This window comes from Mesorhizobium sp. M4B.F.Ca.ET.017.02.2.1, assembly GCF_003998955.1.
GTDB classification, from domain to species: domain Bacteria; phylum Pseudomonadota; class Alphaproteobacteria; order Rhizobiales; family Rhizobiaceae; genus Mesorhizobium; species Mesorhizobium abyssinicae.
In genome coordinates, this window is record NZ_RZOF01000083.1 from 1 (window position 1) to 19,495 (window position 19,495).

Annotated in this window: 22 protein-coding genes; 15 read left to right on the forward strand and 7 right to left on the reverse strand. The window is 61.1% G+C overall.

Annotated features, from left to right (window positions below):
- The first annotated feature begins 305 nt into the window (after positions 1-305).
- The 3 genes from EN738_RS12925 (at position 306) to EN738_RS12935 (ending at position 3,679) form a co-directional block, all read left to right on the forward strand.
- Positions 306-1,340: an extracellular solute-binding protein gene (locus tag EN738_RS12925; protein WP_127284017.1), complete on the forward strand. Its 1,035-nt coding sequence runs from the start codon at positions 306-308 to the stop codon at positions 1,338-1,340.
- Positions 1,341-1,441: 101 nt separating this feature from the next.
- Positions 1,442-2,869 (forward strand): amidase, encoded by a 1,428-nt coding sequence (locus tag EN738_RS12930; protein WP_127284018.1) that lies wholly within the window; start codon positions 1,442-1,444, stop codon positions 2,867-2,869.
- Positions 2,870-3,019: 150 nt separating this feature from the next.
- Complete coding sequence (locus tag EN738_RS12935; RefSeq protein WP_245478185.1) at positions 3,020-3,679, forward strand: TetR/AcrR family transcriptional regulator; 660 nt, start codon at positions 3,020-3,022, stop codon at positions 3,677-3,679.
- Positions 3,680-3,686: 7 nt separating this feature from the next.
- Here EN738_RS12935 and EN738_RS12940 read toward each other — a convergent pair whose 3' ends face one another.
- From EN738_RS12940 to EN738_RS12960, 5 genes are read right to left on the reverse strand one after another with little or no spacing between them, the layout of a single operon-like run.
- Positions 3,687-4,442, reverse strand: coding sequence for an MBL fold metallo-hydrolase (locus EN738_RS12940; protein WP_127284019.1), 756 nt, complete (start codon positions 4,440-4,442; stop codon positions 3,687-3,689).
- A 9-nt stretch (positions 4,443-4,451) separates the two neighbouring features.
- Complete coding sequence (locus EN738_RS12945; protein WP_127284020.1) at positions 4,452-5,516, reverse strand: ABC transporter ATP-binding protein; 1,065 nt, start codon at positions 5,514-5,516, stop codon at positions 4,452-4,454.
- The gene (locus EN738_RS12950; RefSeq protein WP_127284021.1) at positions 5,513-6,295 is read right to left on the reverse strand and encodes an ABC transporter permease; all 783 of its coding nucleotides are present in this window, start codon (positions 6,293-6,295) and stop codon (positions 5,513-5,515) included. Before EN738_RS12950 ends, EN738_RS12945 begins: the two co-directional genes overlap by 4 nt.
- Before the next feature lie 2 nt (positions 6,296-6,297).
- Entirely contained in the window at positions 6,298-7,164 is an 867-nt protein-coding gene (locus EN738_RS12955; protein WP_127284022.1) for an ABC transporter permease, read from the reverse strand.
- Positions 7,165-7,171: 7 nt separating this feature from the next.
- Positions 7,172-8,254, reverse strand: a complete 1,083-nt coding sequence (locus EN738_RS12960; RefSeq protein ID WP_127284023.1) for a spermidine/putrescine ABC transporter substrate-binding protein — start codon at positions 8,252-8,254, stop codon at positions 7,172-7,174.
- 92 nt (positions 8,255-8,346) lie between these two features.
- Here EN738_RS12960 and EN738_RS12965 point away from each other — a divergent pair, with 92 nt between their 5' ends.
- Positions 8,347-8,988: a TetR/AcrR family transcriptional regulator gene (locus tag EN738_RS12965; protein WP_127284024.1), complete on the forward strand. Its 642-nt coding sequence runs from the start codon at positions 8,347-8,349 to the stop codon at positions 8,986-8,988.
- Positions 8,989-9,079: 91 nt separating this feature from the next.
- Here EN738_RS12965 and EN738_RS12970 read toward each other — a convergent pair whose 3' ends face one another.
- Positions 9,080-9,787, reverse strand: coding sequence for a class I SAM-dependent methyltransferase (locus EN738_RS12970; RefSeq protein WP_127284025.1), 708 nt, complete (start codon positions 9,785-9,787; stop codon positions 9,080-9,082).
- A 422-nt stretch (positions 9,788-10,209) separates the two neighbouring features.
- On the opposite strand from EN738_RS12970, the gene EN738_RS12975 reads away from it, so the two are divergent.
- A complete protein-coding gene (locus EN738_RS12975) occupies positions 10,210-10,776 on the forward strand; it encodes a DUF2569 family protein (RefSeq protein WP_127284026.1) in 567 nt (188 codons plus the stop codon).
- Between the two features lie 143 nt (positions 10,777-10,919).
- Here the strand turns inward: EN738_RS12975 and EN738_RS12980 are convergent, their stop codons facing one another.
- Entirely contained in the window at positions 10,920-11,282 is a 363-nt protein-coding gene (locus EN738_RS12980; protein ID WP_127284027.1) for a hypothetical protein, read from the reverse strand.
- 500 nt (positions 11,283-11,782) lie between these two features.
- Here EN738_RS12980 and EN738_RS12985 point away from each other — a divergent pair, with 500 nt between their 5' ends.
- The 10 genes from EN738_RS12985 to EN738_RS13030 all read left to right on the forward strand — a co-directional run.
- Positions 11,783-12,952 carry a site-specific integrase gene (locus EN738_RS12985; protein WP_127284028.1) on the forward strand — a complete coding sequence of 390 codons (1,170 nt, stop codon included), beginning with the start codon at positions 11,783-11,785 and terminating at the stop codon, positions 12,950-12,952.
- A gap of 26 nt (positions 12,953-12,978) precedes the next feature.
- Positions 12,979-14,031: a hypothetical protein gene (locus EN738_RS12990; protein WP_127284029.1), complete on the forward strand. Its 1,053-nt coding sequence runs from the start codon at positions 12,979-12,981 to the stop codon at positions 14,029-14,031.
- Positions 14,032-14,146: 115 nt separating this feature from the next.
- On the forward strand, positions 14,147-14,356 hold the full coding sequence (locus EN738_RS36275; protein WP_127284030.1) for a DNA-binding protein: 210 nt from the start codon (positions 14,147-14,149) through the stop codon (positions 14,354-14,356).
- Positions 14,346-14,540, forward strand: coding sequence for a hypothetical protein (locus EN738_RS13000; RefSeq protein ID WP_127284031.1), 195 nt, complete (start codon positions 14,346-14,348; stop codon positions 14,538-14,540). Before EN738_RS36275 ends, EN738_RS13000 begins: the two co-directional genes overlap by 11 nt.
- The gene (locus EN738_RS13005) at positions 14,537-15,559 is read left to right on the forward strand and encodes a hypothetical protein (RefSeq protein WP_127284032.1); all 1,023 of its coding nucleotides are present in this window, start codon (positions 14,537-14,539) and stop codon (positions 15,557-15,559) included. The genes EN738_RS13000 and EN738_RS13005 overlap by 4 nt, the downstream gene beginning before the upstream one ends.
- Position 15,560: 1 nt before the next feature.
- Positions 15,561-15,902: a hypothetical protein gene (locus EN738_RS13010; protein WP_127284033.1), complete on the forward strand. Its 342-nt coding sequence runs from the start codon at positions 15,561-15,563 to the stop codon at positions 15,900-15,902.
- Positions 15,899-17,488 carry a DEAD/DEAH box helicase family protein gene (locus EN738_RS13015; RefSeq protein WP_210214074.1) on the forward strand — a complete coding sequence of 530 codons (1,590 nt, stop codon included), beginning with the start codon at positions 15,899-15,901 and terminating at the stop codon, positions 17,486-17,488. Before EN738_RS13010 ends, EN738_RS13015 begins: the two co-directional genes overlap by 4 nt.
- Positions 17,485-18,414 carry a hypothetical protein gene (locus EN738_RS13020; RefSeq protein ID WP_127284034.1) on the forward strand — a complete coding sequence of 310 codons (930 nt, stop codon included), beginning with the start codon at positions 17,485-17,487 and terminating at the stop codon, positions 18,412-18,414. Before EN738_RS13015 ends, EN738_RS13020 begins: the two co-directional genes overlap by 4 nt.
- A 463-nt stretch (positions 18,415-18,877) precedes the next feature.
- Positions 18,878-19,273: a hypothetical protein gene (locus EN738_RS13025; RefSeq protein ID WP_127284035.1), complete on the forward strand. Its 396-nt coding sequence runs from the start codon at positions 18,878-18,880 to the stop codon at positions 19,271-19,273.
- On the forward strand, positions 19,270-19,495 hold a 226-nt coding region (locus tag EN738_RS13030; RefSeq protein WP_127284036.1), incomplete at its 3' end, for a hypothetical protein. The genes EN738_RS13025 and EN738_RS13030, both read left to right, overlap by 4 nt.

Here is a 19,495-nt window from a genome sequence, read left to right on the forward strand (position 1 = left end):
ACCCTGCAAGCCGCGGCTGTTCACGCCGAGGCTTGCCCCAATCCATCAATGCCCTCGTCGTTGACGATACCATGAGACGTTTGCCGGCGCATCGGCGCATTGGTCGGGTTTCCTACGCCTGCGAGGGGTCGCGCTTCCAACCGGGATAATACCCGCTGAAAGATATTGACTGTATATTTAGTCATAGTTACGTTGAGATCGAGTTGGCCAGTCGGCTCCGCCGGTGAATGGCCACGCATGAGAGGAACTATTTTCGTCGGACCCGAGGCCGCTTTTGCGGCCGGTCCCAACAATGGGAGAACAGCATGAACTGGAAATCGATCGCGACTGTCGCCGGGCTGTCGCTGATGGCCGCGACAGGCGCAGCCCGCGCCGACGGCGAGCTCAACATCTACAATTGGGGCAACTACACCAATCCCGACCTCATCAAGAAGTTCGAGGAGACCTACAAGGTCAAGGTCACCGTCACCGACTATGACTCCAACGACACGGCGCTGGCCAAGGTGCGCCAGGGCGCTTCGGGCTACGACATCGTCGTGCCGTCGGCCAGTGTCATGCCGGTCTGGATCAGCGAAGGCCTGCTGCTGGAGACCGATCCCAACAAAATGGAGAACTTCAAGAACGTCGATCCGAAATGGGTCGACGTGCCGTTCGATCCGGGCCGCAAATACACCGTTCCCTGGCAATGGGGCACGACCGGCGTCTCGGTGAACAAGTCGGTCTATTCCGGCGACCCGAACACGTCGGCCGTTTTCCTCGATCCGCCCGCCGAGCTCGTCGGCAAGATCAATGTCGTGCCGGAGATGGGCGACATCCTGTTCCTCGCCATCTCCTATTTCGGCGGCGAATACTGCACCGACGACAAGCAGGTGCTGAAGAAGGTGCGCGACAAGCTGGTCGAGGCCAAGGCGAAATGGCTTTCGTTCGACTATGCGGCCGTCGACGGCCTCGGCAGGGGCGATATCGCGGCCGGCGTGAACTGGAACGGCATATCGCTGCGCGAGCGGATGGAGAACGACAAGATCGTCTATGGCTATCCGAAGGAAGGCTATCCGATCTGGATGGACAATGTCGCGGTTCTCAAGGACGCAAAGAATGTCGAGAACGCCAAGCTGTTCCAGAACTTCATCATGGATCCGCAGAACGCGGCGATGATCTCGGCGTTCGCGCACTACGCGAACGGCATCAAGGGATCCGAGCCGTTCATGCCCGACGAGATGAAGGGTGCGCCGGAGGTCGAGGTTCCGGCTGAATTCGCCGCCAAGGGCAAGTTCATGCCGACCTGCCCGCCGGACGTGCAGGCGCTCTATACGAGGATCTGGACCGATCTCCAGAAATAGCCGCGCCGAAGTCTGTCCGGCCACAGTCGCCGGACCGCGACGCGCGGTCCGGTGTGTCCCTTCGCACCAAGCGCGGTTCCGCCGACCGCAGGAGACTGCCCATGACCGATCTCGATCTCTGCTACATGCCGGCCAGCGAGGCGCTGCGGCTGTTCAAGGCAAAGAAGCTCTCGCCGGTGGAACTGATGCGGGCCGTCATCGACCGCGCCGAGGCCACGAAGGAGACGATCAACTGCTTCACCTTCACGCATTTCGAGGAGGCCATCGGTCTGGCCAGGAAGGCAGAGGCGAAATACGCCAGGGGCGCAAGGACCGGGGCTCTCGAGGGCCTGCCGATCGGCATCAAGGACGAGAGCTACATCAAGGGCAAGCCGACATCGCATGGCTCGCTGCTGACCAGGGATGCCGTATGCGGCCATACCTCGACGATGAACGAGCGCATCATCAAGGCCGGCGGCATCGTGCATGCGCGCACGGCGACGCCCGAATTCAGCTGCGCCGGCTACACCTGGTCGAGGCGATGGGGGGTCACCCGCAACCCGTGGAATCCGGATTTCACGCCGGGCGGTTCGTCCGGGGGGGCGGCTGCGACGCTGACCTCGGGCACGTCGTCGATAGCGACCGGTTCGGACATCGCCGGATCGATCCGCATCCCGGCATCGGCGTGCGGCCTTGTCGGCTTCAAGCCGCCTTACGGCCGCAATCCCGACGAGCCGCCTTTCAACCTGGACTTCTATTGCCACACCGGACCGCTGGCGCGAAACGTCAAGGACGCGATCCTGCTGCAAAACGTCATGGCTGGACCGAGCCCGCTGGATATCGCCACGCTGCGCCCGAAGCTGCGCCTGCCGCTCGACTACAAGCCGATCAAGGGCTGGAAGATCGCCTTCTCGATGGACCTCGGTTCCTTCGAAGTGGATGCCGATGTGCGCAGGAACACGCTTGCCGCATGCGATGTCTTCCGCTCGCTCGGCGCCACGGTCGAGGAAGTCGACCTGGGCTGGGGCGATGAGGTGCTCAAGGCCGGCATGACCTATCTGGAGCATCTCTTCGGCGCCTCGCTGTCGCAACTGCTCGAGGAGCATGGCGAGGACATGACCAGCTATGCGCGGCGGTTCGCCGAGGATGGGCGCAAATCGAAGGCCACGGACTTTGTCGGAACCCTGGAAGTGGCGGCCCGGATGTATCAGACACTGGGTCCGTTGCTCGAAAAATACGATGTGCTGATCTGCCCGACGAACGCACTTCCCGCGGTGTCGGCCGAGTTCGATCAGACCACGGACACTGTCGAGATCAACGGAAAGCAGGTGAACCCGTCGCTCGGCTGGGTGATGACGACCCCGTTCAACATGATGAGCCGCTGTCCGGTCCTTTCCATGCCGTCGGGGAGGGCGGCGAGCGGCGTGCCGACAGGCATCCAGATCGTCGGTCGCACCTATCGCGACGCCGATGTATTTCGCGCGGCGATGGCTTATGAGACGGCCCGGGGCCAATGGTATGGCAGTGCCGCGACCCGCCCTTCGCTTTGAGCGATCCCGGGCTCTCTTGCGTGGGTTCTGGTGGGCGGACGCCCGATGTCGCAAAATGGCGGTGGGACCGGAGGTTCCGCCGCAGGTTAGAAAAGGCCGATGAAAATGGCGCAGCGCAAGGCAACCGCAACTGCCGGAAAGCGGCCCACGATGGCTGAGGGCAGGGGGTCGGCGAATGATGCCGCGCCACCCAAGGACCGTCGGCGCGAGCGCGGCGAGGCGAGCGTCCAGCGCATCATCGATGCCACGATCGACCTCATCGCCGAGGAAGGGCTGGCGAGCGTCACCATGCAGCGCATCGCCGAGCAGGTCGGCTCGTCCAACGCGCTCGTCGTTTTTCATTTCCGCAGCAAGGAGAACTTGTTCCGGGCCGTCCTGCAATATCTCAGCGATCGATATGATGAGCTGTGGGCCACCCTGGTGCGGGCGCCCGGCCTGTCGCCGGTCGACAGGCTGCTGGGCGCCGTCGACTGCGCGCAACGCTTCGCCCGCCAGCATCCGAAATGGGTTTCGGTCTTCGTCGTGTTCTCCAGCGACCGCAAGAGCATGCAGATCTACAATGAAATCGGCTTGCCGAGCGACCTTGCCTACACCGCCGAAGCGCGCGAATTGCTGATCGAGATCTCGCGCAGCGGCGGCTATGCCGGCGTCGACATAAACACCCTGTCGGAGAGCCTGAACTATCTGGTGCACGGCGCATGGTACTGGGATCACCTGAACCCCTCCGGCCGCGACACCAATGTGCTGCGCAAGACCATGCTGCTCTTGCTGCATCAGGCTTTTCCCCGGCACTTTGACTTGATGCGCTAATGCTCGCTCAGGCGGGCTGCCGCAGATGGCAGCCCGCCTGCCGCTTTTGCGCCAGATACTCGTCGATGAGCTGGCGGTAGCGCACCTTGCCGAAGCTCGGGAAATGGCCGCCATGGACGACCGAGACGTCGAGGCCGCGCACGGAAAGCAGCGTCGCGACATAGTCGTCGACCAGCGAATGGTAGACGTCGTCGATCAGCGGCCCGTCATAGATGATGTCGCCCGACAGCAGGATGCCGGTCTTCTTCTCGAAGAGCGCGATGCCGCCCGGCGAATGGCCGGGCGTGTGGATGACCTCGAAGGCACGGTCGCCGAGATCGACGACATCGCCGCCCTCCAGCAAGCGACCCGCGGGCGCCGGCAGGATCTTGTAGCGCGCCGTGTCCCAATCTTGCGGCTGGCAATCGAACATCGCGTCGGTGGCATAGCGGTCGGCAACGGTCCATTCGTTGCGCGGGTCGGCGAGGATCGCCGCCTCGGCGGAATGCACGCAGCGGTCGGGGAATTCGTGGTGGCAGCCGATGTGATCGAAATGGGTGTGGCTGGCGACGCAGACGAGCTTGCGTTCGGTGACCAGAGGCACGTGGCGCCGAAGGCTGAAATGACCGAGGCCGGTATCGAAGAGCAGATCGCGGTCGCGGCCGCGCACGTGCCAGATGTTGCAGCGGTAGAACGGCTTTATCCACGGCTCGTGGATCAGCGTCACGCCGTCGCCCATGCGAATGGTTTCGTACCAGTCCGGGGCCTCGATGACCGGAAGCATGCTCGCCGCTCAGTTCGCCAGCAGGATGATGTCGGCAGCCTTGCATGAAACCGCCACCGTGTCGCCGGGCCTGACGGTCGCCGAGGCGGGCGCCTTGGCGATGAACTGCAGGGCGGGATCGAAAGCCGAGGTGGCGAGCACGCGTTTGAAGCTGCCCTGGAAGACGACGTCGCTCACCTTGGCGGCGCCGAGCGACACGTGTCCTTCCGCTTCGCCGAGGACAAGATGCTCCGGCCTAACGGCAAGGGCGACTTTCGCACCTGCCGCCGCGCTGCCGGGCAGCGAAATCGCGCCGGCCGGCGTCGCGATAGTAACTGACCCGTCCTTCGCCTCCGTCACGGTTCCGGAAAGGATCGTGCTTTCGCCCATGAAGGTGGCGGAAAAGCGCGTCGCCGGTCGCGCATAGACTAGCTCGGGCGCGCCTTCATCCTCGATGCGGCCGTCATTCATCACCACGCAATGGCCGGCCAGCGCCATCGCCTCTTCCTGGTCGTGGGTGACATGGACGAAGGCGGTGCCGACCCGCTTCTGGATCGCCTTCAATTCGTCCTGCATCTGCCGACGCAGCTTCAAATCGAGCGCGCCGAGCGGCTCGTCGAGCAAAAGCACGGCCGGCTCGATGACCAAGGCGCGGGCAAGCGCTACGCGCTGCCGCTGGCCGCCGGAGAGCTGATGCGGCTTCTTGTCGAAGGCGGCGGCCAGCCCGACCAGCGCCAGCGCCTCGCGCGCCTTCGCGGTGCGCGTTGCGCCGTCGACGCCCTGCATGCGCAGGCCAAAGCCAACGTTGCTGCCGACGCTCATGTGCGGAAACAGCGCATAGTCCTGGAACACCGTCGTCGTCGGGCGCTTGGCCGGCGGCACGGACGTGCAGTCCTCGCCGCGAATGAACACCTTGCCTTCGCTGGGCGTGACGAAGCCGCCGAGGATGGAGAGCAACGTCGTCTTGCCGGAGCCGGACGGCCCAAGCAGGATGGTGTAGCTGCCGGGCTCGATGGTCAGCGAAACGTTCTTCAACACCGCTTGCTGGCCGAAGCGATGCGAGACGTTGCGGATGTCGACCAGGGATGCGCTCATGCCGGCTTTCTCCGCAGCAGCGTCAGCTCGAAAAACACCACCAGGACGATGGAGACGGCGAAGACCAGCGAGCCGACGGCATTGGTCTTGGGATTGAGGCCGGAGCGCAGCAGGTTCCAGATCTCCACCGGCAGCGTGGTGTCGAAACGGGTGAGCAGGAAGGAGATGACGAACTCGTCCCAGGAGAAGGTCATCGACAGGAAGAAGCCGGCAAAGATCGCCGGCGCCATCACCGGCACCGTGATCAGCAAAAGCAACTTCCATTCCGGCGCGCCGAGGTCGCGCGCGGCTCGCTCGATGTTGATCTGGTGGTCGCCCATCTGGCTGTAGATGACGGCAAAGCAGAGCGGCAGGTTGATCACGACATGACCGATGCCGGCGGCGAGCAGCGATTTCGGCACTCCGGCCCAGTTGAACAGCACCAGAAGCCCCATGCCGATGATGAGGTAGCTGACCGTGAGCGGCAGCGTGATCAGCCCGCGCAGCAGGGCCGAGCCGGGCAGCGTGAAGCGCGCAAAGCCCCAGGCCGAGAGGAAGCCGAGCGTGACGGAGGCAGCCGAGGAGAGGATCGCCACCAGCAGCGAATTGACCAGCGCCGAAGTCAGCCGCGTGTCGGAAAGCACCGCCTGATACCAGCGCAGCGACGGTCCGGTGAAGGGCGGGATCGGGAAGGACGTCGCCTGCAGCGAAAACAGCACCAGCACGATCACCGGCAGGAAGATGAAGCCGTAGATGGCGATCGCGTAGAGCCAGGCAGCGGTGCGGACGATTGCGCGCATGGTCAGGCCCGCTCGATCTTCAGCCAGCGGGCGCAGGCGAGGTAGGCGACGGTTACGACCGCCATCAGGATGATCGACAGCGCCGAGGCGAGGGGGAAATCGCCACGCCTTCCGATCTGCATCATGACGAGCTGCGGCATGACCAGCTCATTGTTGCCGCCGAGGATCTGCGGCGTGATGTAGTCGCCGATGCAGAGCACGAAGGTGAGGAAGGCGCCGACCATGATGCCGGGCAAGGTCAGCGGCAGCACGACATGCAGGAAGGTGCGCACTGGCCCGGCGCCGAGGTCGGCGGCCGCCTTGCGATAGCTAGGGCTGAGCTGCTTGAGGTTGGCAAAGATGGTGAGCGTCAACAGCATGACGAAGAAGTGCACGAAGCCGGTGACGGTGGCGAAACGCGTGTTGGCAAGCTGCAGCGGCTCGGCAATGAGGCCCAGGCCTATGAGCGTCCGGTTGATGACGCCGTTCTGTGCCAGCACCAGCAGCCACGAATAGGAGCGCACGACATAGGAGGTCCAGAACGGCAGCACGGCCAGCATCAGCGCCAGCCGCTGCCAGCGTTCCGGCACCTGTTCGGCGAGGATCCAGGCGAAGGGATAGGCGAGCAGGATCGAGATGACGGTGACGATCGCCGTCACCTCCAGCGAGTTCACCATCGCCCGCCAATAGGACGGGTCGGTAAAGAACTGGCTGTAGTTGGCTAAAGTGAAGCCGCCGCCTTCATGCGCCGTGAGGCTGGAAAGACCCATGGCGATGAAGGGCAGCACGAAGAACGCCAGCGTCCAGCCGAGCGCCGGCGTGACCAGCGCCCAGGGCAGGGCACGGCCCGCCCGGGGCAGGGCGCGCGACCTGTTTCCCGCAACGCTCATCGGCCGCCTACTGCGCCTGCAGCATTTCGGTCCAGACGTCCTGCATCTTCTTGTCGAGATCGGGGTTCGGCGCCGGATAAGCCTGGGCGCGGGCGAGGAAGCCCGGCTGCTCGTCGAAGCGCAGGATCTTCTTCTGCTCGTCGCTCAGCGCCGCCTTGCTGTTGGCCGGCATGCCCCAGTAGCAGGAGGAGGTGGCAAGCCGCGCCTGGCCTTCCGGGCTCATGATGTACTCAATGAATTTCAGCGCCATGTCCTTGTTCTTGGAATCCTTGAACATGGCAAGCGACTGCGACCACAGCACCGCTCCTTCCTTCGGGATGGAGAAGTCCAGCGCCGGGTTCTCCTTGGCGAGACCGGCTGTCACCCATTCGCCGCCGCCGACCAGGATGTCGACCTCGCCGGTGGCCAAAGCGGTCTGGCTGGCGGTGACCTCGCCAACCAGCTTGGCGTTGGCCTTCATCTTGAGCAGCTCGGCCTTGATGGCGGGAAGGTCGGCCTCGGTGAGATCCGCCGTCTTCTTGCCGATGGCCAGAGCCGCCATGCCGATGACCGGAAGATAATAATCGTAAATGGCGACCTTGCCCTTGTACTTGTCGCTGGTGAGTGCCGCCAGCGACTGCATGTCGGCCGGGTCGACCTTGGTCTTGTTGAAGCCGATGGTGTTGTAGCCGAATTTTTCGGTGATGCCGTAGCGCTTGCCGCCGACGACCGTAGAGCCGTCCATCTTCACCTCGGGGAAGAGGTCGGCGAGGGGCAGCTTGTCTTCCGGCAGCGGCTCGAACAGGCCTTTCTCGACGCCGCGCGGCACATCGATGGAATCGATCACCATCACGTCCCAGTCGCCCGGCTGCGACTGCTCGACGATGGCGAGCCCCGCGCCGGTGCCTTCGAATTCCTTGACGTTGACCTTGACGTTGTTGGCCGTCTCGAAGGGGTCGAGCAGTGCCGGATCGGCATGGTCGCACCAGATCAGCGCGTTGAGGTCGGCGGCCTGAGCGGCGCCCGCCGCGAACAGCAGCGCCGTGGCCGCGCATGCGGCAGCAAGCTGCGACTTCAGGGCGGAAAGCGGATTCGTGGTTTTCAGTGACATTCGAGTGTTCTCCCTGCCTTGCTGGCTTGTTAAGGAAAAATTGAACCAATTCTAAAATTGAGTCAATTCTGTTTTTGTGGCAAGGAAGCGATATGAGCGGATTGCGAGCAAGGCAGAAGGCGGACCGGCACCGGCGCATCATCGAGGCGGCGGCAGCACTTTTCCGCGAGGCGGGCTATGAGGGCGCCAAAATCGAAACGATCGCCGCCCAAGCCGAGGTGTCGATCGGCACGATCTACAATTACTACCAGAACAAGGGTGACATACTCGGCGCCATCGTCTCGATGGAGGTCAACGAGGTGCTCAATGCAGGGCGAGGCGTGGTCGCCAGCCCGCCGGCCAATGTCGGCGATGCGCTGGACACGCTGCTCGGCATCTACATCGAGCATTCGCTGCATTATCTGAGCAAGGAGATGTGGCGGCAGGCGATGGCGATCTCGACGCAACAGCCCGACAGCCCGTTCGGCCAGGCCTACACCGGGCTGGACCGGGAATTGACCGAGCAGATCCGCGCGCTGATAGCCCGCCTGCAGGAGATCGGCCTGGTGCGCGCCGACATCGACGGGGCGGCGTTGGGCGAACTGATCTTCAACAACATGAACATGATGTTCATCGAGTTCGTGAAGCGCGAGGAGGCGAGGATACCGGAGCTGCGCGCGGCGATACGACGGCAGAACCGGATTTTGGTGGCGGCGATCGTCTCAGCGACAAAAACCGGGGAGGCGGCGAATTGATCACGATCCTAAGGTTGGCGCTGCTGTTGGAATCGATCTCTTCCACGAGAGACTCTCTGGAATCTGTGATTTCGGGATCGTGCGGAGCAATTCATACCTTGTGCGGTTTTCGAGCCACCAGAAGATAGTTCAGCGCGAACGTTGATGGGGTAGCGCCGCCTAAATACGCAAACCGCACATAGTATGCGAACAGCGAACGCATTACCTTCTTAATCGGAAGCGCGATCTTGGATTTCAACGTTACGGGAGATTCCTTAGGCGCGCGAAGCTCTTCGATCACAAAGCCAGCCGAACGCATCAATTCACGTATGATGCCAGAACCGAGGGCATGCACATGCGTTACGTCTGCATTCTGGATCGGAAGGGAGAATGGACTATCGCCGTTAGGGAACCTGGCTATCAAATAGCCACCCGGTTTCAGAGCAAAGAAGGCAAATTTACATGTTTTCAGTAGCTCTGAGTAATGGATATGCTCGAAAACATCGAATGCCACCACAGCGCTTAACGAACTCGCCGGCATATTTTCAATGCCATCTTTCACTATGAAGCCCATATCCAGGGCGCGGCCAATCAGCTCTGGCTGAAGCTCTGATCCAAATACGTCATATTGTTTCTCGCGTGCCCAGCCGAGAAACGACCCATTGCCGAATCCAATTTCAAAGATCGACGACACGCTTTCGCTAGGGCTCGGAAGCAGCGTCGCCACCTCAAGGTCATAAAAAAGATCCTCTCCTTTGTCGTATCTGCCGAATTGATCTTTGTCCCATCCTTTCCACTCGTGGTAACCTTCGTAGGACATAAATCACCCAAATCATCCGCGCGGCAGGCCTTGGGTCACGTGCAGGTCGTCAGAACATCTTTATGGCCAACGCCCTGGGCTTACAAACGCACTTATACAACTTTGCTAAAATACCTGGAAGCGGATCGCCTTGCCTGGCTTGAAGCGCGGTCAGGAGTAGCGAGCCTAACGCCAGTGAGCGGCTGACGTTCATTGAGACGGGACTGGAGCGGTTCGATGATCCGCCAACGGACGGCGACTTGTCGCATGACATCAAGTTCGACGGCTACCGAAGCTGCTCGCACAAATGGCCATCGTGCGGAGGGCAACACCGGAATTGGTTGAATGGCGAAATGCCGCTCGGCGAGCGGCTCAGAGAACTTCCCCCTTGAGATGTGATTGAAAACTGATACACTTTATTGGTGCATCAGGGGGGGTATGAAATGCAGTCTTCCATTTGGCATTGGGCGATAGTGCTGCTGCTGATCGGCGTGCCTGTCTTCTTCGCTGTCCAGTCTGCAAGAAAACCTTCACAGAGCCCGGCGGACCTGGTGGGGTTTGGAGGCTGGTTGATGCTGCTGGCGATAGGTCAGGCACTGGCACCACTGCGCACACTCGCCGGCCTGGGCAATTCGGCCGAAGGCTTCCAACAACTCATGACTCTGCCAAACGGACCCCTGGCGGTTTATGGCGAGGTTGCTCTCAATCTCGCATTTCTGGCGCTTCAGCTGGTTGTGCTCGTTTCGATGCTGCGGCGAAGCCACCGCTTCCCGCAATTGTTTCTAGTCCAGTGGTTTGCGATTCCTGCCGCTTTCATTTTGGATACGGCGTGGATTTCAACTGTGCTTGCTGTCCCGGTCAACCAGGTACTTGCCGGAGATGCGCTGGCAACGCCCCTGGCTTCGTTCGTCTTTACCGGGATTTGGGCCGCCTATGTCTACAGATCGGTCAGGGTAAGCAACACATTCACCAGGACAAGCGCACCTCGCCAAGTCGCGAGTGCTTCGTAGAGGAACGTCGCGCGCGTAGTCGAGCCGGAAGGCCTTAGGTAAGCAGCAAAACCGAACAACACTAGCCGCGAAATTCGCAACGAACCGCCCCCAATGAGCCACTGCAACCGTGGGACGGCCGTTTTGCGTCTTCCGAGGCGTGCTTACTTCTGAAGAACCAGCCCGCTTGCCTGAAGCAGTTCATTGAAGGTGCCGGTCTGGCACAACGTCCGAACGCCGGCGTCTCCGGTCTGCGATGCGACGACCGAGCGGCCGGTCAACTCCCTAAAGGCCTCGGCGATCTGCGACTTATCTAGGTCCGAGTAGCACAGTGTCATCTTTTGCGAAGGATCCAGAACAAGCCGCTCAGCACCAGGAGATTTCCTCCGCGCGGAGACCACTTGGCTCGCCGACACGACGGTGGGGTAGCATTTCCAGAACAGGACCTCGCCAGCCTCCCCCTCCCAAAGCGCACACCCGCCTGAACCACAGTCGAGGACCCAATGTTCAGTTTCACATACAGACATTTTCCCACTCCATCACGCTGAGAGCACCCGCTCACGGCGCAATTCCTATCAGTGGGCCATCGGGAGTCAGGGTTCGACAATTCGCCAAGAGGCCGCACTGCAAGCTGCCGACTGATGGAGAGCAGCAAGCATTCAGACAGGCGCTGCAACGTGAGCGAGGAAAGCGGAGTGCGAGATTCCAATGTGGCCACCCCACGGGGTAACCGTGTGGGTAATTTCATCGCCTCCTTCAAAGCTATGGAAACAGCGGCGAGATGCCGGAACGCGGCACTCCCGAACGCGCCCGTTACCCCTCTTGATCTGCGGCATCAGACTGGAAGTTGATCAGACAGCTGGTGCCCCCGGACGGCATATCAAACCAATATCATTGCGTTTCAAGCCGTCTCAGCCCATCCCAATCCCCTTGAATTTGCTGTGGGTTCTTGTTTCGTTCGAACTCATAATCTATCATCCTGTATTGGCTCATCTCGGGCCAAAAGGTGGATAGGCGGGTGGATTGAATGGGGCGTGGGCTCAACCGACTTAGCGCTGTCTCTGTGAAGTCTGCGAGAACCGGCAAGCATGCCGATGGCGGCGGTCTGTGGTTTCACAAGAGGGAAGATGGCGGCGGGCAATGGGTGCTTAGATACACCATCCACGGCCGGCGCCGAGAGATGGGCCTAGGCTCGTGGATCGAGGTATCGCTGAAGGAAGCACGCGATAGTGCTGAACGTTGGCGAGGCACGTTGCGGACCGGCGTCGACCCCATCAAGGAGCGCGATCGCCTCAAGCGGGAAGCAGCCCGGAATCTGCATCTGCTGAAGGACATCGCCGACGACGCCTTCGAGGCACGCAAGGCTGAGCTTAAGGGCGAGGGGAAGGCTGGCCGGTGGTTCACACCTCTGGAGCAGCACATCCTTCCCAAGCTTGGGAAAGTCCCTGTCTCCGATCTGTCTCAGCAGGAAATTCGCGATGTACTCAGCCCTATCTGGCACACGAAAGCCGACACGGCCAGGAAAGGGCTCAACAGGCTTTCTATCTGCATAAAGCACGCTGCCGCGCTCGGAATCGAGGTTGACCTGCAGGTCACGGCAAAGGCGCGCGCCTTGCTCGGCAGGCAGCGCCACAAGTCGCAAAACATTCCGGCGCTGCCGTGGCAGGAAGTCCCAGCGTTCTACGCGTCAATCAACGACGGGTCTGTCACGCACCTTGCGCTGCGCTTTTTGATCCTAACTGGCGCTCGCTCGGCACCGGTTCGCTTCATCCATGAAAGGCAGATAGACGGCGACGTCTGGACGATCCCGGCAGAAGCGATGAAGGGCCGCGTCGACAAGACAGCCGACTTCCGGGTTCCGCTCTCGACCGTAGCGCTGAAGGTCGTCGCTGACGCGAAGCGCCATGCTCGCGGCGGTTACCTTTTCCCGAGCGTCAAGAAGGGCGTGATCTCCGACATGACGATGAGCCGCCTTATGGAGCGTGGCGGCATGGAGGCGAGGCCGCACGGCTTCCGATCAAGCCTGCGCGACTGGATCGCCGAATCCACCGACACCCCCCATGAGATTGCAGAAACGGTTCTCGGCCATCTCGTGGGCGGCGCTGTCGAGCGCGCCTATCGGCGGACGGACTTCTTAGAGCAGCGACGCATTCTTATGGAACGTTGGGCGACACATGTTCTCGGAAGCCAAGCTTAGATCGTTAAATTGGTAGGATAGAGACAATGCTTTTGTTCAAGCAATACGAAATGCCGGACACGTGCTATATCCAAGAAGCTGCCTTTTGGGTTGTGTTCGGGCGTGCTCCTGAGTGGTTTCACTATGAAGACAAGGGGGATGCTAGGGGTATCCCGGAAGCGTTCCTCGAATCCGGGGAGCCCGAAAGTTACGACGCTGTTGGCTACTCTGCGCTGGAATTTGCAATGGCCGGAGTCGAAGTAGACTGGGCCAGATACCAATCTGCGAGGGAAGGGGTGTCAAGCACATCAGCCGAGGCGAAAGCTGATTTCGAGAAAAATTGGGCACGGGACTTCAAATTTTCAGAAAGACTGTCGGCCGAAGAGAAGGAGCAACTTCAGCGGGAGCTCGACGTCTATTTGGCGGAACGACAGCGTGAAATAGCAGAATTGGAGTGGGCGGAGGGAGTTGAAGAAGCAATGGTGCCGATTGTCGATCGCGCCCATGCGGTAATATTCCAGGCGCTAACCGAAGGCACATTGAAGGCCGAGGGCTGGGTCGATTTCGTAGACTGGGAGCAAGACGAAACCGCGCAGTATCGCCCCATAGAGGAGGTGGGAGCCTTTGAGACCATTCCGGCGAACGTATGGTCTCTACGCAATTTCGATTGGCGAAAAAGTACTTTTAAAACGATCGCAAAAAAATACAGGCTGGCGCAGGTAAAAACAGCCGATCTGCTATCTGTTTTCCCCCAGCCAACTTGCCCGTCATTCACGTTCGAGGCGCGAGCCTTCGGAGAAGTTGTAATGGCGATCGAGGACACCAAGACAGAGCAGACATCCTTGGCGACGCGACCCAGAGGCCGCCCCCCAAAGGGCGGCTTGCCTATCCGGGATGTCGTTCGAAATCTATTTTACGACAGGATTGCAGCCGATGAGACGCCCGTGAAGCAGGAGTCGCTGGTACAGGACGTCATGTCCTTCGTGAAGAAGGCATACAAAGTCGATATTGGCCGCACCACCGCTCAGGACTACATTAGGCCGCTGAAGCATCAGCCTCGCGTGCCGGAAATTGATGCCGGAAAATACGCTGCAAATTAGCAGCTATTTCCGGCTCGAAAGGCCCATTTATCGGCTCGCATTTATTGGACTAAACCAGCCCGGATCAGTGAACATCATCCCATCCCGCACGGAGTCGCGGCAGAAGGGCTGATAAATGCATCTCACTGATCCATTGCTGACCGCGAAGGAAAGCGCAGCTTTCTTGCAGGTTAGCGTCCCTACATTCTGGCGACGCGTCGCTGACCGCACCGTACCGCCGCCGGTTAAGATCGGCGCTCTTAGCCGCTGGCCGAAGTCGGAAATCTCTGCCGTAATCGAAAAGGCCAAGGCCTCACGGGACATGGGTGTCTCGAATGGCCAATGACCTCACCACCGAGCAGGAACGCGCTTTCGACGAGCGGCGCAAACTGGCTACTCGAGCCGCCGAGACTAAAGCCCCCGCCGATGCGGCTGCGTCGGGAAAGGCGTTTGCCAGGTTCCATTATCTCTTCACTGAATCCGAGCGCGGGCCGAACATGTCGCCGCTGCGCTGCGAAAGTGCAGCATGATCAAGAAGAAGGATTTCCCGCTTATCGAACTCGCCAGCATCCGGACCGATGGTGGCACGCAATCGCGAGCCGTCATCGATAAGTCGGTGGCGTTCGAATATTCCGAAGACATTGCGGACGGTGTTTCCTTCCCGCCAGTCGTCATCTTCAACGATGGCGAGGCCAATTGGCTGGCCGACGGCTTCCACAGGTACGAGGCCCACGTGATGGCCGGCAAGAAGAAGATCGCCGCCGAAATCAAACAGGGGACGCGCCGCGATGCGATCCTGTTTTCTGTCGGGGCCAACGCAACCCACGGTCTGAAACGCACCCGAGCTGACAAACGCAGGGCGGTCGAAACCCTGTTGAATGATCCAGACTGGTCGTCTTGGTCAGATTGGGAAATCGCCAGAAAGTGCTACGTCTCCAACCATCTCGTAAAAGACGTGCGAGAGGATCTAGGTAGGAATTCTCCCAGTGAGCGCACCTACAGAGACCGACACGGCAACGTGTCCTCAATGGATACTTCCCGCATCGGCAAAGCCAATGCCGGCGATACCAAAAGTGGGGCAGCCGGATCCGAAAAGCAGGCGCAACAGGCGGAGAACGATCGCCAGCGCGACGAAACCCGCGCGGGTCTCCCCGACGCCGTCAAGCAACATGCTGCTGCCCGAGATGAAGCGGTTGCCCAGGTAAGGGCCAGCGGTTCAAGCGCGGCTGCCGATGCTGGCGAGCGGGTGGGTGAACTAGAAGAGCATGTTCGCATCGTCGAGGCCGAAAACGCCGACCTGAAGGCGGAAAACGCCAAGTTCGGCGACATGTGGGTCCAATACCAGAAAGGTGGGTTCGACGCGGTCATTGCCGGCAAGGACGAAGAGATTCGCTCCCTCAATGCCCGGCTGATCCAGGAAAGCGAAGACAAAGCTGGCTGGATGAAGCGCGCCAAGTCCTGGCAGAAGCGCGCTACCGATCTCGGCTGGTCCAGCGACGTCGTCATCCCGATCGATCAGCAGTCTGACGAGGTGATCCGGCTTGACTGACGTGGCCGATCTCGTCGACCGGGTAAGGTCGTTCGGCGCGAACATCGTGCTGGACGGCAATTCCCTGCGCATCGTCAATCGGCAGAAGCTGCCTCCGGCGGCCGGCGCCTACGTCGCGAAGCACAGGAAGGCTATCGCCGAATATCTGCGGTCTGATGAGAACGTCGAGTTCGAAGAGCGCGCGGCGATCATTGAGGTCGACGGCGGCGCGCCTCGCGAATGGGCGGAACAGTTCGCACGCTACCTGACGAAGACAAAACCGGCGACCGCCGACGCAATGGAATGGTCATGGTTCCTGACGACCTGCGGCAGGATGATCGACGAAGCACCGAGGGGCGCATGAACGCGCTTCTTCCGATGCACCAGCAGATCGAGCTCCGTCCGCATCAAGTCCGGACAGAAGAGCTGTTGCGTCAGCGTATCCGCGAAGGCGCCCGGCGCATCATCCTGGTGGCGCCGACGGCGTTCGGAAAGACGGAGACCGCAATCGACCTGGTGACCAAGAACCAGGCCAAGAAATCTAGAGCCTGGTTCATCGTCGACCGCGTTACCCTGATCGACCAGACCAGCGAGCGCTTCGCGAAGTATGGCATTGATCATGGCATCATCCAGGCCAACCACTGGCTGACCGACGCGGCAAAGCCGGTGCAAGTTGCCTCGGCCCAGACTGTCGGCCGCCGCAAATATTCCGACGACGATCTGCCGAAGCTCATCATCGTTGATGAAGCGCACTGCGAATACCAGACCACACTGCAGCTGATCGAGCGCGCGAAAGACGCGATCGTCGTCGGCCTCACCGCAACACCTTTCACCGACGGCATGGCCGAGCATTGGGACGCGCTGGTCAACGGCGCGACGACGAACCAGCTTCTGGCCGACGGATGGCTGACGCCGCTCAAGATCAAGGCCTGCGTCACGCCGGACATGAAGGGCGCGAAGAAGGCGTTCACAGGAGAATACGACGACACCGACGCTGGCCAGCGCGGCATCACGATCATCGGCGACGTCATCCACACCTGGGTTCAACAGACGCAGAAGCATTTCGGCCGGCCGGTGAAGACCATCGTTTTCTCGCCGTCGGTTGCGCACGGCGAAGAGCTTTGCCGCCAATTCGCCGCGGCTGGCTTCAACTTCCAGCAGATCAGCTATCTCGACGCGTCCGACAACGAGAGGCGCGAAAAGATCGAAGAGTTCCGCAAGCCGGACAGCGCCATTCACGGCCTGGTGTCGTGCGCGGTACTGACGAAGGGCTTCGACGTGCCGGACGTAAAATGCGGCATCTCCTGTCGACCCTACCGGAAGTCCTTCAGCTCGCACGTTCAGGAGCTGGGGCGCGTGATGCGCATCGCAGACGGCAAGGAGTTCGGCCTGTGGCTGGATCACTCCGGCAACTGCGTCACCTTCGCTGAAGATACCGCCTGGCTGTTCGAGCATGGGGTGGACAGTCTGTCGAGCGCTCAGAAAAAGGACAGCGAAGCGCGCGAACCGGTCGAGCGTGTGAAGCAGAAATATTTCTGCGGCGAGTGCTGTCTACAGATGGAACCGCACCACGACACCTGCCTGTCGTGTGGTTGGCGCCGGCCGAAGTACGGCGAGATCCAGGTGGTTGAAGGCGAGCTGATCGACGTCGACTTCTCGATCAGGAACGCCTTTGAACCGCGCAAGGGCCTGCGAGCCAAATGCCTCGATGATCCACGCGCGATATGGAACACCGCCCTGGCCTACTGCCTCTCAAACGGCAGGAAGGGCGACGAGGCCTCGCGCAAATGGGCCTATGGCATCTGGCGCGGCATCTATCCCGGTAGCAAGCTTCCCTACGGGCTCTACGAGACGGCCTGCGAACCGACAAAGGTGCAGGTCGATGAGTGGCAACTGGTCGAGCGTGAGGTGAAGCGCTTCCGCAAAGGTTCGCAGCGGAGGGCTGCATGACGACCATCGACCAAGCCATCAGCAACGCCTGCGATCAGGCCGGCATCCTCCCGCCCAAGGCGTTGACGCGCTTCGGTCAGTGGCTGAAGACCGACACGCTGGCGGGCAAGTCCGGCAAGGGTGACGGGCGCGTGATCGTCAACGAATTGAACGTCACCGCTTGGAACTGGCAGACCGGCGAAAAAGTGACCGTCTGGCTTAAGGATGATGTTTCCCCCGTCGAGCGCCGCAAGATCGCGCGCGACATCGAGGCGGCCAACAAGAACAAGCTTCAGCGTGCCAAAGAGGCGGCCAGCAAGGCACAGGCGATGATGGCGAAGGCCTCGCCATCGCAACATCCCTACCTGAGCAACAAGGGCTTCCCGCACGAGCGTGCGCTGGTCATCGCGGCCGACACAGTCAAGGCGATCGGCGGCGAATACAGCTCCTACCTCCTGCCGGACAACGGCGGCGAGCGGGCGATCCTGATCCCGGCTCGCATCGGCTCCAACGTGTCGAGCCTGCAACTGATCTGGGAAGACGGAACGAAGAAGTTCCTGGCCGGGGGCGAGATGGAACGCGCCTGCCATCGTGTTTCGGCCGGTGCCTTCACGTGGCTCTGCGAGGGCTACGCAACAGCACTTTCGCTGCGGGCGGTGGTCAAGGCGCTGCACCGGAACGACTGCATCCTGTGCTGCTTCTCGGCCTACAATGTCTTGGCGGTCGCGCGGTCGACCAAGGGGCGCCGCGCCATCCTCACCGACAATGACAAGCCGCTGACGCAATACGGCGGGCTCGGCACCGGCGAGTATTTCGCTCGCCAGGCCAACATCCCCTTCCTTATGCCGCCGAAGCTCGGTGACGATCTGAACGACGTGCATCTTCGGGAAGGCATCTTCCCGATGCAGCGCATGGTGTCCAACTTCCTGCGGGAGGCGACCATGTAAGAAGTCGATCGGCCGCAAGGTGCCAAGGCCATGCTGGCAGCGGCGTCATCGCCTGAGCCTGCATCCGGGAGCGGTCTGGTAAAGCCGTTCGTCGCGCCGGACAACAGCGACAACATATTCTGCACCGAGCCCCGGCCGCGCCGGGCGGAGACAATCCGGGATACGAGACCGGCTCCGATCGCAGAGGCACCACTACCCACACAGGACGCACCCGGAAACGAGGTGCAGCCTCTCCCTGATCGTCTGGATGGTCTTTGAGAGGTGCCGCTGCCAGTCGAGGCAGGTGTAGGGCCGAGAGGGTAACCCCGGTCCGCGTCTCTCCCCCGAGACAATCACCTATCCAGATGTGCGCGTACCCCGTCCCGATCGGCACGGTAGCGCGTCACGCTTCGCTCCTGACGGGCGAAGTGTGTCTGGAGAAGAGGATCCCGGGATTAGGGCAGTCCCGAAGACAGAGGTAGAGATGACACAACAGCAGCCGCTTAGGTTCTATCAGTTCTCGTCCTTCAACAAGCGCGGAGGCAAGACACACCCGCGAGTTGCCAGGACGAGGAATCGCATTCTCGATTTGTGGGAAGGCATGGCCAGCTATTCGACCATTGCCGAGGAGTTGGATATATCCATCAGCACCGTGGTCGAGTGCATCGCCCGGGCAAAACGCCTCAAGGACCCGCGCGCCGACCGACCCTTTCGGCACCGGAAGATCCAGATGGCCGAAAAGCGCCGTCGAGAGATCAGGCGGTTGCTCGACGACGGCTATCGGCCGCGCGAAATCGCCAAGCGTCTAGGAGTTTCAAAGCGCCTTGTCCTAATCAGGATGCGAGAAAGCGACGCGTCTACAGTAGAGAAAACTAGATGAAGGGACGGAAGACAGGCGGCAGGGTCGCCGGCACGCCCAACAAGGTCACGGCCTCCATCAAGGAAGCCGTGACAGAGGCTTTTGAGAAGGCCGGCGGCGTCGACTATCTCGTCAAGCTTGCAACCGAAGACCCCCGCACATTCTGCGGGCTTGTCGGCAAGGTGAGACATCTCCAGGCGGACGCCAAGCTTGATGGGCCGCTCACGGTTCAAGTCCTGAAGC

Excerpts from the sequence above, each read along its gene's own strand:
- EN738_RS12965 (WP_127284024.1), top strand. The coding sequence starts at position 8,347 with ATGAGCGGATTGCGAGCAAGGCAGAAGGCGGACCGGCACCGGCGCATC.
- EN738_RS12925 (WP_127284017.1), top strand. The coding sequence starts at position 306 with ATGAACTGGAAATCGATCGCGACTGTCGCCGGGCTGTCGCTGATGGCC.
- EN738_RS12985 (WP_127284028.1), top strand. The coding sequence starts at position 11,783 with ATGGGGCGTGGGCTCAACCGACTTAGCGCTGTCTCTGTGAAGTCTGCG.
- EN738_RS12935 (WP_245478185.1), top strand. The coding sequence starts at position 3,020 with ATGGCTGAGGGCAGGGGGTCGGCGAATGATGCCGCGCCACCCAAGGAC.
- EN738_RS12945 (WP_127284020.1), bottom strand. The coding sequence starts at position 5,516 with ATGAGCGCATCCCTGGTCGACATCCGCAACGTCTCGCATCGCTTCGGC.
- EN738_RS13025 (WP_127284035.1), top strand. The coding sequence starts at position 18,878 with ATGACACAACAGCAGCCGCTTAGGTTCTATCAGTTCTCGTCCTTCAAC.
- EN738_RS12940 (WP_127284019.1), bottom strand. The coding sequence starts at position 4,442 with ATGCTTCCGGTCATCGAGGCCCCGGACTGGTACGAAACCATTCGCATG.
- EN738_RS12950 (WP_127284021.1), bottom strand. The coding sequence starts at position 6,295 with ATGCGCGCAATCGTCCGCACCGCTGCCTGGCTCTACGCGATCGCCATC.
- EN738_RS12955 (WP_127284022.1), bottom strand. The coding sequence starts at position 7,164 with ATGAGCGTTGCGGGAAACAGGTCGCGCGCCCTGCCCCGGGCGGGCCGT.
- EN738_RS12930 (WP_127284018.1), top strand. The coding sequence starts at position 1,442 with ATGACCGATCTCGATCTCTGCTACATGCCGGCCAGCGAGGCGCTGCGG.
- EN738_RS12990 (WP_127284029.1), top strand. The coding sequence starts at position 12,979 with ATGCTTTTGTTCAAGCAATACGAAATGCCGGACACGTGCTATATCCAA.
- EN738_RS12980 (WP_127284027.1), bottom strand. The coding sequence starts at position 11,282 with ATGTCTGTATGTGAAACTGAACATTGGGTCCTCGACTGTGGTTCAGGC.
- EN738_RS13000 (WP_127284031.1), top strand. The coding sequence starts at position 14,346 with ATGGCCAATGACCTCACCACCGAGCAGGAACGCGCTTTCGACGAGCGG.
- EN738_RS13005 (WP_127284032.1), top strand. The coding sequence starts at position 14,537 with ATGATCAAGAAGAAGGATTTCCCGCTTATCGAACTCGCCAGCATCCGG.
- EN738_RS13015 (WP_210214074.1), top strand. The coding sequence starts at position 15,899 with ATGAACGCGCTTCTTCCGATGCACCAGCAGATCGAGCTCCGTCCGCAT.
- EN738_RS12975 (WP_127284026.1), top strand. The coding sequence starts at position 10,210 with ATGCAGTCTTCCATTTGGCATTGGGCGATAGTGCTGCTGCTGATCGGC.
- EN738_RS12960 (WP_127284023.1), bottom strand. The coding sequence starts at position 8,254 with ATGTCACTGAAAACCACGAATCCGCTTTCCGCCCTGAAGTCGCAGCTT.
- EN738_RS36275 (WP_127284030.1), top strand. The coding sequence starts at position 14,147 with ATGCATCTCACTGATCCATTGCTGACCGCGAAGGAAAGCGCAGCTTTC.
- EN738_RS12970 (WP_127284025.1), bottom strand. The coding sequence starts at position 9,787 with ATGTCCTACGAAGGTTACCACGAGTGGAAAGGATGGGACAAAGATCAA.
- EN738_RS13020 (WP_127284034.1), top strand. The coding sequence starts at position 17,485 with ATGACGACCATCGACCAAGCCATCAGCAACGCCTGCGATCAGGCCGGC.